Origin of the sequence: Algoriphagus terrigena DSM 22685, from assembly GCF_000429445.1 — a bacterium.
GTDB classification, from domain to species: domain Bacteria; phylum Bacteroidota; class Bacteroidia; order Cytophagales; family Cyclobacteriaceae; genus Algoriphagus; species Algoriphagus terrigena.
On record NZ_AUBW01000024.1, the window covers coordinates 60,024 to 73,294 of the forward strand.

Sequence of the window (13,271 nt, forward strand, 5' to 3'; positions counted from 1 at the left end):
ATGATTTCAAGAAATGCAAAAACGGAGCTTGAAGTTCTTGCTGGTCAGTTCAAGTGCGTGGGTATAATTGGCCCACGTCAGTCCGGTAAGACAACGTTGTGTAAACTTACATTTCCAAACAAGGAATATGTAAGCTTAGAAAATCCCGATACCCGCCTGTTTGCCGAAGAAGATCCAAGGGGGTTTTTATCGAACTTCCCAAAAGGAGCGATCTTGGATGAAGTTCAAAGAGTCCCAAAACTTTTCTCATATCTACAGCAGATTCTGGACGAAAACAGCGAGAAGGGGCTGTTTATACTTACAGGTTCAAACAACTTTCTCCTCCAAGAATCCATTTCCCAAAGCCTGGCGGGCAGAATTGGTTATATAAATCTTCTGCCATTGGCTATCGATGAAATCATACCGAATGGGTTAGCTTCCAAAGAAAATTATGGTGAGCTACTGGTAAAAGGCTTCTATCCTCCAGTCTATGACCAAGACTTAGATCCGGCACGTTGGCATCAAAATTACATAAGAACGTATGTTGAAAAAGATGTTCGTCAGATCAAAAACATTCTTCAGTTAAATCTATTTGAAAAATTTTTACGCCTTTGTGCGGGACGAGTCGGCCAACTATTGAACGCAAACAGCCTCGCAATAGAACTTGGTTTGGACAACAAAACGATAAGTTCGTGGATCGGAGTATTAGAAAGTAGTTTTGTTATTTTTCTAATACGACCCCACCACAGAAGCTTTAACAAGAGAATAGTTAAAATGCCAAAGTTATATTTCATTGACACCGGTATTGCAGCTTCACTCCTCGGCATAAGAAATCAGTCACACTTGGACACACATCCCCTCAAAGGAAATCTGTTCGAAAACCTGATCATGAGTGATCTATTGAAAACACAGTTCAATCTCGGTATCCAGAATCGACTCTACTTCTGGAGAGACAATGTTGGCCATGAACTAGATGGGCTTATTGACAATGGAAACAAGCTTCACCCAATCGAGATTAAATCAGGCCAAACAATTACCCCGGACTATTTCAAAGGAATTAACTATTGGGAACAAATCTCCAAAGAAACAGGAGGAACGGTTTTCTACGGAGGAAATATTTCACAAAAAAGAAGTTCTGGAATTGAAATTTTACCTTGGTATGAATGCCAGGAAGCCGCCAAGCTTTTTGACTAGTTATTTCTTTTTGTGCCGCTCAATTAGCACTTCCATCACCTCATCCAGTTCATAGCCTTTGGCCTCAAGTAAAACCAAATAGTGGTAAAGCAAATCCGCCGCTTCACCCATAAATAGCTCCTTATTGTCGTCTTTGGCTTCAATCACGATCTCGACAGCTTCTTCTCCTACTTTCTGAGCAACCTTGTTGATGCCTTTGGCAAAAAGTGATGCAGTATAAGATGTGTCGGTAGGATTGGTTTTACGGTCTTTGATGATCGCACGAAGCTGATCTATAAAACCGGTTTTGGAAGTATTCGATTCCTCAAAACACGTATCCGCTCCCGTGTGACAAACCGGCCCGCGTGGATTGGCTTTGACCAAGATCGAATCTCCATCACAGTCAGAGGCCACGCTGACCAGCTCCATGAAGTTGCCGGAGGTCTCTCCTTTGGTCCACAGCCGATTCTTACTGCGGCTGAAAAAAGTCACCATTCGGGTTTCCTTGGTTTTCTCCAAAGCCTCGGCATTCATATAGCCCTGCATTAGCACTTTTCCGCTGATCGCATCTTGGACTATCGCTGGGACCAGACCGTCCATTTTATCAAAATCTATACTTCTATCGCTCATTTTTATTTTCTTATACTGATTTCAGAATCTGAGAGATATCTCTTCAACTCGGGAATCCCAATTTCCTTGAAGTGAAAGATACTCGCCGCCAAAGCTGCATCGGCTTTGCCAAAGGTAAACACATCCTTGAAATGCTGCATAGTTCCGGCACCTCCGGAGGCAATCACGGGGATGGAAAGCGCTGATGATATCTCTGCCAAGAGCTCATTAGCGAAACCGGCTTTCGTCCCATCGTGATCCATGGAGGTGAGGAGTATTTCACCTGCGCCCCGATCGGCCACCTCCTGCGCCCAAGCTTGGGTTTTAAGCAAAGTCGCCTTTCTACCGCCATGCGTATGCACGAAGTCGATCCCGTCCAAATCCCTCGTATCGATCGCCACCACGATACATTGGGAACCGAATTCCCTCGCCATTTGGTCGATCACGCCTGGATTGTTTACTGCCGCAGAGTTGATCGAAATCTTGTCCGCACCGGCGTTGAGCAGAAACTTGACGTCTTCCACGGTGGAGATCCCACCACCGACTGTGAAAGGAATCGTGATCGCTTTTGCGACTTTGGTCACGAGCTCGGCCAAGGTCTTACGCTTGTCCACCGTCGCGGTGATATCCAGAAATACCAACTCGTCAGCGCCTTCGTCGGAGTAGATCTTCGCCAGCTCGACAGGATCACCCGCATCCCTTAATTCTACAAAATTCACCCCTTTGACCGTGCGGCCGTCTTTGATGTCGAGGCAGGGAATGATTCGTTTCGTTAGCATAATTTGGTATTCAAAACTTCATTATTTATCATTCGATGTTCAGTGTTCGATATTTTTGAAATTACGATTTACGAAATACGATTTACGAGGTGAAAGAGAACCCCAATCATCATTTCTAGAAGTTAGCCCTTTGGATAATAAAGTTGAAAGATGGTTTGACGTCGTAATTCGTAAATCAAAAATCGCAATTCTTAATCATCCAAAGCTTGCAAGTTCCTCCAGCGTCACTCTTCCCTCATAATACGCCTTGCCGACAATCGTCCCGTAGACACCGATTTTCTGGAGTTCTTCCAGATCTTTGACAGACGAAACCCCTCCGCTGGCAATCAGCTTCACATCGGGAATCTCCTCCAAGATCTCCTGATACAGCTCCGTCGAAGGTCCCTGAAGCAAGCCATCTTTGGCCACATCGGTGCAGATCACGTAGCGGATCCCCTTCGACACATAATCCTTGATAAAAGGAATGAGCTCAACAGAGGTGGTTTCCTCCCAGCCTCCCACGGCGATTTTCCGGTCTTTGGCATCAGCTCCCAAGATGATCTTTTCCGAACCGTATTTTGCGATCCAGGATTCAAAAAGAGCCCGGCCTTTCACAGCGATGCTCCCTCCGGTCACTTGCTTCGCTCCCAATTCAAATGCTTTCTCCAGTTCTTCATCGGCTTGGATTCCTCCACCAAAGTCAACTTGAAGCGAAGTGCCGGCGCAGATTCGCTGCAAAACATCGGCATTGACGATCTTTTTGGCTTTGGCTCCGTCCAAGTCGACGAGATGAAGCCGCCGAATGCCAACTCCTTCAAATCGCTTGGCCATCTCCAGCGGATCGTCGTGGTATTCTTTTTTGCTGTTGTAGTCGCCCTGACTGAGGCGGACGCATTTACCTCCTATGAGGTCGATGGCGGGGATGATTTGCATTTGGTTAGACTTTAGAAGCAAGATCTAAGACACAAGACTTGCCGATTAATAGGTTTGAAGTTCGGTTTGGCCAACTCCCCCTTCCTAAGGGGGTAAGGGGGATTTTTTTTTTAAAGAGAAAGGAAGTTTGCCAGCAACTTCTCCCCAACCGTGCTGCTCTTCTCGGGGTGAGCCTGGATCGCCCAGTAATTGTCCCGATGCAGGATGGCCGTAAAATCATGGATGTAATGGGTGCTGGCAATGGTCGCTTCGCTCAACTCGGCATAGAAGCTATGCACATAGTAAAGAAAGCGGGAATCAGGCAAATCTTTCAGCAGTGGATCGTCAGCGAGGTTTTCGAGTTCATTCCAACCCACGTGAGGAACTTTGAACTCCTGCGAATTTTCGGGAATGAATCGCTTCACCTTCACAGGAAAGATCCCCAAGCACTCGGTATCGTTTTCCTCCGAATGCTCGCAAAGCAGCTGCAAACCAAGACAAACGCCAAGAAACGGCTGCTTGATATCCCGGATCAACTGATCGAGCTTTCGGCCTTTGAGGTAATTCATCGCCGTGCTGGCTTCGCCCTGACCGGGAAAGATCACGTGATCCGCCGATCGGATTTCCTCCGGATCATCGGTCAGGATCGCATCTGCACCTAGGCGCTCCAGCGCATAAAGCACCGACTGGACGTTCCCTGAATTGTATTTGATTACTGCTGTTTTCATTTTTTAGTATCAAGATGCTAGACACAAGATTCAAGGCTTCTCAGCCTCTCCTGTCTAGCTTCTAACGTCTAATCTCTTTTCTCCAAAAGCATCTCCTCCAACACATCCTCTATCTCCGGCAGCGACTCGTAAAGCTGCTCGTAGCTCTCGATCACGAAGTATTTATCCTGAAAGCGATCTTTCCAATATTCTTGATTCAAGATCCTCCGCACGTCGTAAGCGAGATGGGCTGGCTCATTTGAAAGGCTGAATTTAGTCTCTCCTGCCGAACTTAAGATCCCCGCTCCGTAAATTTTCAGCTCCCCGTCTTCCCGGATCAATCCAAACTCAATCGTAAACCAATAAATCCGGCTCAGCAACTGGATCGCCCAAGGATTGTCAATATGCTTCAGGGCAATCCCGGAGAGGTTTTCCAGAAAGTCCACATAGGGCTGATTTGTCAGCAGCGGCATATGGGCAAAAGCATCATGAAACATATCCGGCTCCTCCAGATAGTCGAGCTGCTCCATCGTCCGCAGCCAAGTCGAGGATGGAAACCGTCTGTTATTCAGCAAACCAAAAAACAGATCATCATCGATCAAGCCGGGCACCACCTGAACCTGCCAGCCGGTGCTTTTCTCCAAGATTTGATTGAGTTCATCAAAGTTGGCGATTCGGCCTGCGGAAAAGCCCACCATCTCCACTCCCTCTAGGTAAGCCTTGGATGCTGCCTTCGGTAGATTCGGCATCTGCCGCTCGAAGAGAATCCTCCAGACTTTGAAGTCTTCTTCGGTGTATAGTTCATACTCCTGCCTGAGCTTTCGGAGTCTCGGGTCGGTAAAGACCCAGTTTTTTGGTTTCATCATGATCTGTCTCTATTATTTGGGTTTATGCTTTATTTCATTTGGCCGTCTTGTTTCTCGGTTGTCCTGCTTCTCCAGAAGCTGGACCTTATTCATTTTATGCTGCTTCTTCGGAAGCAGCATAACAGAAAACAACGAAAAACAAAAAGGCCTACTCCGGGAGGGAATAGGCCTGTCTATTTTTTACCAAAAAACCATAGCAATCCTATCCCTTCATCGAAGATGGTGATAAGAGTGATGCACGAAGGTTCTTGGCGTTGGATTCATACTGCTAAGATACTCAGGGATTTTTCGAAACCAATGCCTCGTCTGAATTTACCTCAAAACCACACATTGGAGAGACAACCACTGAAGGATAAATCAATTATACATCGAGAGAGCTGAGAACGTGTTTAAGTCCATCCTCTTCTTCAGAAATCAGAATCGGTAACCTAAGCTAAATCCGGCATTGGGTTCGACGGCCGTGAATTTGTCTGTCACTGCTTCACTGAAATTGCGTGCAACACTGGCATAAGGTCCGAACGCAAAATGTTCGGAAACCTCCCACTTGTATCCAACTCCGGCACCGATGATAAATGCCGTCATGTCTGTGGTGACAGTTCCTCCGTTGCCCGGTTCTTCAAAATCACCGAATCTGAACTTTAGGAAAGGATAGACATGAAATCTTCCGTTGGGTTTGTTACCGAAATAGAAATTCATTCCTGATTGGATGGAATTCGTCTTGTAGTTTTTTCCATCGTTTTGGGTATTGTATCCAAAGCGATCATTGATGTGAAGCTGAAGATCCAAAGAGTGGCTTTCACTGAGAAACCTTTCATAGCCCACTTCAAATGACCCCATCAAGATCAGGTTGAGAAAGTTGAGCTTTATCTCATTGTCAAAAGTTCCGATATTCGGATTGGACGTACCTGACGAGGAAATAACCTGTTGCGAAAACGCTGAAACAGTCAGAGTTGCAGCAAAAAGGAACGATAAGGTGATTTTTTTCATAAACTTGATAAGTCGGTTTCTGGTATTCTGACAAGGATTAAGCCAACTCCATCTTATAGTGTTGGATATTACATTCTTCAAACATCTCTCCGACTTTTTCAAAGCCGAACTTGGAATAAAGTGGCACGGCAGTGAGTTGGGCGTGAAGGTATTTGGTCTTTCCCTTAGCTTCAGGAGTAGCATCCACATCCGCCAAGACCGCAGCCACCAGCGCCTGTCCTACTCCATTTCCTCTGGCTTCTTCCAACACTGCAAAACGCTCCATCTTCACCCCATTTTCAGTAAATCTCCAGCGGGCCGTGCCAACTGGAATACCGTCTACGCTTGCCAGGAAATGGGTCGATGTCGTCTCAAATTCATCGTATTCCTCGGTCGGGTCGACCTGCTGTTCGATCACGAAAACGAATTCTCTTATCTTGAAAACCAGCTCAAGGGCTAGCTTATCCGTTACCTTTTCGACTGTTAGCTTCATAGCGTTGTTGATCTCTGTCTTCTTGTTCTTTTTCGTAGGCTTCGATGATCGCCTTGACGAGTCTGTGACGGATGACGTCCTTGCCACTCAGGCTGACCACACCAATTCCTTTGACGTCCTTTAGGATTTTGAGCGCTTCCGACAGCCCTGACTTTTGCCTCACAGGCAAATCGACCTGAGTTTGATCGCCGGTAATGATGACTTTAGAGTTGGGTCCCATACGCGTCAAAAACATCTTGATCTGCTCACTGGTCGTATTTTGAGCCTCGTCAAGAAGGACAAAAGCATCGTGTAGCGTCCGTCCCCGCATGTAGGCCAAGGGGGCGATTTCGATCACTCGGGTTTCCTGATAATATTTCAGTTTTTCCGGTGGCACCATGTCTTGAAGTGCGTCATAGATAGGCCTCAAATAGGGATCGAGTTTTTCCTGAAGGTCGCCTGGAAGAAAGCCGAGATTTTCCCCAGCCTCCACGGCCGGACGCGTGATGATGATCCGCTTTACTTCCTTGTTTTTGAGAGCTCTCACTGCCAAAGCAACTGCAATGTAGGTCTTCCCTGTGCCGGCCGGGCCAAGCGCAAAGACCAGATCATTGGTCATCGCCGCCTCGACGAGCTTGCGTTGGTTCGCCGACTTGGGCTTGATGACCAAGCCTTTGTTACCAAAGACAATCACCTGATCCCGGTTGGCCTCCTCAAAAGGAATCCCCTCGACATCGAGGTAGTCTTTCACGTTTTCGGGAGTGAGGTGACCAAAGCGATCAAAGTGCTCCAACAGGAGATTGATCAGGTCGTTGATGCGCAAAATCTCCGGCGCACCGCCCTGAATCCGGATTTCGTTGCCTCGGGAGACGATCTTACTCTGGGGGAATGCCTGGGCAATCTGCCGTATGTTTTCATTGGCTGTGCCCAAAAACTCCGCCAATGGAACGTTTTCTAAAGTGATTACTTTTTCGACCAAACTTGTGTTTTGATTTAGGTTTACCTTGAAGGCTAAAGAATAAAATTTCTATTTTTGTTCGCTCCCCCTCAAACAAAATTACAAAATTTTAATAGACTTGCTTCTATGGCATTGGTGACATTCCTCTCTGACTTTGGGGATCAAGACTACTACGTTCCGGCAGTAAAGGCCAAGATGCTTTCGATAAATCCGCAGTTGAATATCATCGACATCTCTCACAACATCGAAGCGCATGACATGGAGCACGCTGCCTTTGTGCTTCGATCCACTTTTAGAGAATTCCCCAAAGGAACGGTCCATTTGGTCGGTATCAATACCGTAGGCGTGATGACGCATGGCTACATCGGAGTGAAGCTGGAGGAGCATATCTTTGTGGGGCCAAACAATGGAATCCTGAGTCTACTGGCTGATAACGATCCCGGCATTCTCGTACAGTTTGCCGATATCCACCTGAAAAACTCCACCTTCCCAACGCGGGACATCTTAGCTCCCATCGCTGCCAAAGTAGCAAGCGGGGCAGCAATTCACGATTTCGGTGGCCCTCTGACCAATTTCCGCAAACTAATGTCCCGACAGGCAAAAGCTACCAGGGAACACATCATCGGGCACGTGATCCGAATCGACCGATACGGCAATCTGCTGACCAATATCCGCCGGGATGTCTTCGACAAGCTAAATCCGGGGAAATTCAAGATTCAATTTGGGCGTGAATCCGTAGATCGCCTCCAGACGGGATACGATGAGGTCGAAGCCGGAGACCCTTTCGTATTTTTCAACAGTCTGGAAGTCCTGGAGATCGGTATCAACCACGGCAACGGAGGAAAGCTGCTGGGACTGAAGCAGGATAGTGTCATCTATATTCACTTTGGCGGGTGATGCTGATCCGGATCGTACGCATGACTTTCAGGCCAGATACAATACCGGCATTTTTGGAAAACTTCGAATCCAACAAACATTTGATCCGCAACTTCCCCGGCTGCCACCATCTGGAACTCTGGCAGGATCATTCTGAGAAAAATATTTTTGTGACCTACAGTCATTGGGAAAGTGAGGAAGCGCTAAACAAGTACCGTGATTCTGAGCTATTTAAATCTGTCTGGAGCTTTACCAAGGCTCTTTTTTCCGAAAAAGCCCAAGCCTTCAGTACAAAAAAGTTGCTGGAAGTAGAATCCTGAGTTTGCAGAAAAAAATTCTTTCCTCATATTTGCATCCCGTTACGGAAGTGACGGAGCCAAGTCAGGTGTAAGACCGGACTTACCAAAAGCCCAGATGGCGGAATTGGTAGACGCGTTGGTCTCAAACACCAATGCCGCAAGGCGTGCCGGTTCGACTCCGGCTCTGGGTACAAAAGCTCGCTGAAAAGCGGGCTTTTTTTGTTTTATAGGAATTCAGATTCTAGTCTTTCAAAGGGTCCAAAACTTTGGGAAAGCTCATGCTAAAACTTTCAAATTACATGGTTTTATATATGAATATCATGTAATTTGAAAGTTAAACTTTCAAATTACATGATTTTTACTTATTTTTCATGCAAATTGAAAGTCGAATCAGAATATCATGATCCACCGAACACTTGAAGACAAGCTAATCCAAGGACTAAGGTCAATGCCAGTGGTGGTCATTTTGGGCCCCCGGCAAGTAGGAAAAACGACCTTGGCTTTGGAGTTTGCACAACCCCTTTTAGATAAGCCGGTTCACTATCTGGATTTGGAGTTGGACTCCGATTTAGCCAAGCTGGATGATGCAGAAAGCTACCTCCGAAGATTTGAAAATCAGCTCTTGGTGATCGATGAAGTGCAGCGAAAGCCTGATTTGTTTCCTATCATCCGGGGACTGGTAGATCTCCGAAAAAGAGCCGGAGAAAGGGCAGGGCATTTCTTGCTTTTGGGCTCCGCTTCCAAAGAATTACTTCAGCAATCCTCAGAAACTTTGGCGGGAAGGATACGCTATTTGGAACTGACACCATTCACCGTCACAGAACTCTATCAAAATGATCCACTCGGATTCAGCGTCGAAAAGCTCTGGTTCAGAGGGGGATTTCCGGACAGTTATTTGGCTGATTCGGAAGAAGATAGTTGGAATTGGAGAAACGATTTTATTTCCACCTATGTAGAAAAAGACATTCCTTTATTTGGCCCACAGGTACCGGCGACCCGGATGAAGCGGTTTTGGACTATGCTCGCCCACTTCCATGGGCAGCAGGCAAACTTGAGTACTATTGCCAAAAGCCTGGATGTGAGCCACACTACAATCAAAACTTATCTCGATATTCTTCAGGATTTCTTCATGGTGAGGCAGGTTCAACCTTGGTCAGGAAACACCAAAAAACGATTGGTGAAAACTCCGAAAATCTACTTGAGAGATTCGGGATTACTTCATAATCTGATGAATATCCACACGTTTGATCATTTGCTCGGACACCCGGTGGTGGGAGCGAGTTGGGAAGGATTTGTGGTTGAAAATATCCTAAACAGTCTTTCTTCTTCATGGACGATCAGCTATTATCGATCCAGCAATCAGGCTGAAATTGATTTGGTGCTGGAAAAAAGCAATCAGGAAGTCTGGGCTGTCGAGGTTAAAAGATCAATTGCTCCTTCGCTCTCTGCTGGATTTCACAGTGCCTGTGAGGACATTGGAGCAACGAAAAAAATTGTCGTTTACTCTGGAAAGGACCGCTTCCCAATGAAAGGGGAGGTTGAGGTAATAGGGTTGGTGGAATTTCTGAAGATGGTAAAAAGTACAGAATAACTGTAAAAATCTGATTCGTTAGAAATCTCACTTTTCCTCCCAGTATTTTATGCAGGGACAATATTCCTGAAGTTCGCAGCCTTCAGGATTCCCTGTACAATAGTCAAACCCGACAAACCCATCCTCCACGATTAAAGTGGGCTTGTCAAGAGTTGCTATCATTAGCTTATATTTTCTGTCTAAAGGCAATGTCTTCGGGACATCCATACTGAGATTCCATGAAAACATCATTTTTTCGAAAAGTTTAACCAATACTTTTAGCTCTCTCGAAGAATAGAAATCAACCGGAGGAAAATCTCCCGATTTCAATCCACAATAGTTTCCAAAAGTAGGCTCCTTATCCTGATTGAGCCATCTTTCGATTTCTGCAAAATGACCCTCTAATTCATCACCCGAGATATCCTTCTTTTGGTTTTTAAAAAAATCTTTTGGCCTAAATGCCTTTTCAATGTCCTCTAAAAGGTGGAGTGTATATGGATGCATTGTTTTAAAGTATCTAAGTTGCTGGTATTAAGTTACCCAACTATAAATTAATTCTCCACTCTTAATTCCTCATTCTAAATCCCCTCACCTCCCCAAAAACCAATAAATCAACACCGTCACCAGACAAAGTGCGATTGAAAGCGGCTTGGCGTATTTCCATTCCTCCAGATTTAGCGGCCCGCGCGGCATCGAAATCGGAGTTTGCGATGGGTATTTCATACTCACCAAATACATAACGGCGAGATTCAGCAGAAACTCAATCCCCCAGATATGGATGAAATGTAAATCCACCTGCAACCAAAAGGTCGTCAAGATGTAAAAGGAAAACCCTACGGCCAACCCCGCTTTTGCTCCAGCGGCAGACACTTTCGGGATAAAAAAACCGGCGATCAGCACCGAAGCGATCGGAATAAAGAAGATCCCATTGAGCTGCTGCATCAATTGGTACAAGCCTTCCGGAGCGTTGGCTACCATCGGTGCGATCAGGATGGAAATCACCGCCAAAATCAGTGAGCTCAATTTTCCGACTTTAACGAGCTTGGAGTCCGAAGCACTCGGCTGGATGATCTTTTTGTAGATATCCAGGCTGAAGATCGTCGCAGCAGAATTCAACACAGAGTTAAACGTACTTAGAACTGCCCCCAGAACCACCGCTGCAAAAAAGCCGATCAAACTCAAGGGAAGCACTTTTTTCACCAAAACCGGATAGATAAAATCCTGGTCACCGAAGTATTGCTCGCCATAATAATAGAAAGCAATCACGCCGGGCAACACGATGATCAGCGGAATGAGAATCTTGAAAATCCCGGTATAAAGCAAGCCTTTCTGGGCCTCAGCCATGTTTTTGGCTCCCAAGGCCCGCTGGATAATGGTCTGGTTCATGCCCCAGAAATACAGCTGATTAATCATCAGTCCGGTGAAAAGCGTACTAAAAGGCAGCACAGAATCCTCGGCTCCGATCACATTAAATTTTTCCGGAACGGCTTCATATACTTTACCCAAACCGGTCATCATGTTCCCATTTCCGATGTCCCAAAGCGCAAAAGCAGGAACCAACAAGCCACCGATCATCAGCCCGATGGCATTGATCATGTCCGAATAGGCCACCGCTTTGAGTCCACCCAAGATTGCGTAAATCGACCCAATGACTCCGATCGTGATGACGGTCAACCAGATGCCTTCTGTCTGACTGATCTGAAAAACCTCGGAGACATTGAAGATGCTCTCCAGATTAATCGCACCGGTATAGAGGACAATGGGTAGCAGGGTGAAAACAAACGAAAGCATCAACAGGAGCGATACGACGGTTTTTGTCGTGTCATCGTAGCGAACCGCGAGGTATTGTGGAATCGTAGCCAAGCCCATCCGGAGGTAAATCGGTAAAAAATACAGCGCCGCAATCACCAAAGCGATCGCAGAAGTCACTTCCCACGCAATGATGATCATGCCGTTTTTGTAAGCTGATCCGTTCATCCCGATCAGGTGCTCGGTGGAGATATTGGTCAAAAGCATCGACCCTGCAATCACTCCTCCCGTCAAACTCCTGCCTCCGAGAAAGTAGCCATCCTTAGAGCGGAGATTCTCCTTTCTCAACTTATACCATGAAAAAAAAGCAACAAAGAGTGTGAATCCTACAAAGGAAATGACAGTGAGCATGAATGGGTTTTTGGGTTAATTGTCTCGGAAAAATAAAAAAGGAAGGGGACTTTCAAATCCCCTTCCTCAATCAAATCTTCTTTTAAAATCTCAGAGTCGCAGGAAGATATTTGGCAACCAAATCTTCATAATACGGCTTCAAAGCCTTAGAATCCGGAGGCACGGGCACTTTGGAGTAGAGGTCGTAGGGATTGAATTTATCTACCCATTTGAACATCTCCCGGTCGTGGTCGCTGAGCAGGTGATCGTAGGCATTTTCCCGATGCTGCGCATAAAAAGAATGGTATCGGATCATGTAGAGTGCCGGTTCGGGCATGTAATCCTTAACCATCTGATACAGGTATTCGTCGTGTCCCCAGGACATTTTCACCTGATTCAGCCCACACTGATGGGAATACACGCCATACTTGGTGTTGTAGCGCTCGTCCTTTGAGTCTGGATTTCGGTCAAAAAACTCCGGATACACAATCCGATCCGAATGTCCACATCCCACCGGAAACGTATCCCCGACCACTGCCCACTGAGGCTCGCCAAAAAGACAAAGCACCTTGCCCAAGTCATGGATAAACCCGGTCAGCACAAACCAATCCGGATGCCCGTCGGCACGGATCGCCTCAGAAGTCTGGAGCAAATGCTGCAACTGATCCAAATTAGTATCAGGATCTGAATCATCGATCAGGGTATTGAGAAAACTCACCGCATCCCAAAAGGGCATTTCCTTCTTTTCAAACTTCAAAAACTCCCGCTCCTTCTCCTGAACAAAGTCGTAGGTCTGATAAGTATGATTCAGCTTGTAAAACTCCCGAACGGTATCTACGCGCTCGGAATCGTGGTAATTTCGGTAATCATCCTTTGCCTTATCTTGCTTATCCTTAGGTTCCGGATAGCGAGTCAGGAGATCATCCTCCCAGTCTTCGATGGAGTGAAGCGGAGCGATTTCGGATTCTGAGAGCTTGGTTTTCATTG

At 46.2% G+C, this 13,271-nt stretch carries 15 protein-coding genes and 1 tRNA gene; 5 read left to right on the plus strand and 11 right to left on the minus strand.

The features are described from left to right. Complete coding sequence (locus tag G459_RS0119950) at window positions 1-1,173, plus strand: ATP-binding protein (RefSeq protein ID WP_026969221.1); 1,173 nt, start codon at window positions 1-3, stop codon at window positions 1,171-1,173. On the opposite strand, the gene hisIE is transcribed toward G459_RS0119950, so the two are convergent. The 8 genes from hisIE to G459_RS0119995 all read right to left on the minus strand — a co-directional run bounded on the left by hisIE (window position 1,174) and on the right by G459_RS0119995 (window position 7,421). Further along, window positions 1,174-1,782, minus strand: a complete 609-nt coding sequence (gene hisIE, locus G459_RS0119955; RefSeq protein ID WP_026969222.1) for a bifunctional phosphoribosyl-AMP cyclohydrolase/phosphoribosyl-ATP diphosphatase HisIE — start codon at window positions 1,780-1,782, stop codon at window positions 1,174-1,176. A 2-nt stretch (window positions 1,783-1,784) separates the two neighbouring features. Next, window positions 1,785-2,540, minus strand: a complete 756-nt coding sequence (gene hisF / locus G459_RS0119960; RefSeq protein WP_026969223.1) for an imidazole glycerol phosphate synthase subunit HisF — start codon at window positions 2,538-2,540, stop codon at window positions 1,785-1,787. Window positions 2,541-2,735: 195 nt separating this feature from the next. Next, window positions 2,736-3,452: a 1-(5-phosphoribosyl)-5-[(5-phosphoribosylamino)methylideneamino]imidazole-4-carboxamide isomerase gene (gene hisA, locus G459_RS0119965; protein WP_026969224.1), complete on the minus strand. Its 717-nt coding sequence runs from the start codon at window positions 3,450-3,452 to the stop codon at window positions 2,736-2,738. Window positions 3,453-3,562: 110 nt separating this feature from the next. Then, the gene (hisH, locus tag G459_RS0119970; RefSeq protein ID WP_026969225.1) at window positions 3,563-4,159 is read right to left on the minus strand and encodes an imidazole glycerol phosphate synthase subunit HisH; all 597 of its coding nucleotides are present in this window, start codon (window positions 4,157-4,159) and stop codon (window positions 3,563-3,565) included. Between the two features lie 68 nt (window positions 4,160-4,227). Next, window positions 4,228-5,004, minus strand: coding sequence for a phenylalanine 4-monooxygenase (locus G459_RS0119975; protein ID WP_035456490.1), 777 nt, complete (start codon window positions 5,002-5,004; stop codon window positions 4,228-4,230). 414 nt (window positions 5,005-5,418) lie between these two features. Then, on the minus strand, window positions 5,419-5,991 hold the full coding sequence (locus G459_RS0119985; RefSeq protein ID WP_026969227.1) for a DUF3575 domain-containing protein: 573 nt from the start codon (window positions 5,989-5,991) through the stop codon (window positions 5,419-5,421). A gap of 37 nt (window positions 5,992-6,028) precedes the next feature. Further along, complete coding sequence (locus G459_RS0119990) at window positions 6,029-6,463, minus strand: GNAT family N-acetyltransferase (protein ID WP_026969228.1); 435 nt, start codon at window positions 6,461-6,463, stop codon at window positions 6,029-6,031. Continuing rightward, window positions 6,432-7,421 (minus strand): PhoH family protein, encoded by a 990-nt coding sequence (locus G459_RS0119995; protein WP_026969229.1) that lies wholly within the window; start codon window positions 7,419-7,421, stop codon window positions 6,432-6,434. The genes G459_RS0119990 and G459_RS0119995 overlap by 32 nt, the downstream gene beginning before the upstream one ends. Window positions 7,422-7,526: 105 nt before the next feature. Between G459_RS0119995 and G459_RS0120000 the strand changes: the two genes are divergently transcribed. The 4 genes from G459_RS0120000 (at window position 7,527) to G459_RS0120015 (ending at window position 10,166) form a co-directional block, all read left to right on the plus strand. Continuing rightward, window positions 7,527-8,297 (plus strand): SAM hydrolase/SAM-dependent halogenase family protein, encoded by a 771-nt coding sequence (locus G459_RS0120000; RefSeq protein ID WP_026969230.1) that lies wholly within the window; start codon window positions 7,527-7,529, stop codon window positions 8,295-8,297. Further along, a complete protein-coding gene (locus G459_RS0120005) occupies window positions 8,297-8,596 on the plus strand; it encodes a putative quinol monooxygenase (protein ID WP_026969231.1) in 300 nt (99 codons plus the stop codon). Before G459_RS0120000 ends, G459_RS0120005 begins: the two co-directional genes overlap by 1 nt. Before the next feature lie 88 nt (window positions 8,597-8,684). After that, a tRNA-Leu gene (locus G459_RS0120010) sits at window positions 8,685-8,766 on the plus strand. 209 nt (window positions 8,767-8,975) lie between these two features. Then, window positions 8,976-10,166, plus strand: coding sequence for an ATP-binding protein (locus tag G459_RS0120015; protein ID WP_026969232.1), 1,191 nt, complete (start codon window positions 8,976-8,978; stop codon window positions 10,164-10,166). 27 nt (window positions 10,167-10,193) lie between these two features. Here the strand turns inward: G459_RS0120015 and G459_RS0120020 are convergent, their stop codons facing one another. The 3 genes from G459_RS0120020 to G459_RS0120030 form a co-directional block, all read right to left on the minus strand. Continuing rightward, window positions 10,194-10,649 (minus strand): hypothetical protein, encoded by a 456-nt coding sequence (locus G459_RS0120020; RefSeq protein WP_026969233.1) that lies wholly within the window; start codon window positions 10,647-10,649, stop codon window positions 10,194-10,196. A gap of 84 nt (window positions 10,650-10,733) precedes the next feature. Next, entirely contained in the window at window positions 10,734-12,305 is a 1,572-nt protein-coding gene (locus G459_RS0120025) for a solute:sodium symporter family transporter (protein WP_026969234.1), read from the minus strand. 82 nt (window positions 12,306-12,387) lie between these two features. After that, the gene (locus tag G459_RS0120030; RefSeq protein WP_026969235.1) at window positions 12,388-13,269 is read right to left on the minus strand and encodes an inositol oxygenase family protein; all 882 of its coding nucleotides are present in this window, start codon (window positions 13,267-13,269) and stop codon (window positions 12,388-12,390) included. Between the last annotated feature and the right edge of the window lie 2 nt (window positions 13,270-13,271).

Excerpts from the sequence above, each read along its gene's own strand:
- hisA (WP_026969224.1), bottom strand. The coding sequence starts at position 3,452 with ATGCAAATCATCCCCGCCATCGACCTCATAGGAGGTAAATGCGTCCGC.
- hisF (WP_026969223.1), bottom strand. The coding sequence starts at position 2,540 with ATGCTAACGAAACGAATCATTCCCTGCCTCGACATCAAAGACGGCCGC.
- G459_RS0119990 (WP_026969228.1), bottom strand. The coding sequence starts at position 6,463 with ATGAAGCTAACAGTCGAAAAGGTAACGGATAAGCTAGCCCTTGAGCTG.
- G459_RS0120015 (WP_026969232.1), top strand. The coding sequence starts at position 8,976 with ATGATCCACCGAACACTTGAAGACAAGCTAATCCAAGGACTAAGGTCA.
- hisH (WP_026969225.1), bottom strand. The coding sequence starts at position 4,159 with ATGAAAACAGCAGTAATCAAATACAATTCAGGGAACGTCCAGTCGGTG.
- G459_RS0120020 (WP_026969233.1), bottom strand. The coding sequence starts at position 10,649 with ATGCATCCATATACACTCCACCTTTTAGAGGACATTGAAAAGGCATTT.
- hisIE (WP_026969222.1), bottom strand. The coding sequence starts at position 1,782 with ATGAGCGATAGAAGTATAGATTTTGATAAAATGGACGGTCTGGTCCCA.
- G459_RS0120025 (WP_026969234.1), bottom strand. The coding sequence starts at position 12,305 with ATGCTCACTGTCATTTCCTTTGTAGGATTCACACTCTTTGTTGCTTTT.
- G459_RS0120000 (WP_026969230.1), top strand. The coding sequence starts at position 7,527 with ATGGCATTGGTGACATTCCTCTCTGACTTTGGGGATCAAGACTACTAC.
- G459_RS0120005 (WP_026969231.1), top strand. The coding sequence starts at position 8,297 with ATGCTGATCCGGATCGTACGCATGACTTTCAGGCCAGATACAATACCG.
- G459_RS0119975 (WP_035456490.1), bottom strand. The coding sequence starts at position 5,004 with ATGATGAAACCAAAAAACTGGGTCTTTACCGACCCGAGACTCCGAAAG.
- G459_RS0119985 (WP_026969227.1), bottom strand. The coding sequence starts at position 5,991 with ATGAAAAAAATCACCTTATCGTTCCTTTTTGCTGCAACTCTGACTGTT.
- G459_RS0120030 (WP_026969235.1), bottom strand. The coding sequence starts at position 13,269 with ATGAAAACCAAGCTCTCAGAATCCGAAATCGCTCCGCTTCACTCCATC.
- G459_RS0119950 (WP_026969221.1), top strand. The coding sequence starts at position 1 with ATGATTTCAAGAAATGCAAAAACGGAGCTTGAAGTTCTTGCTGGTCAG.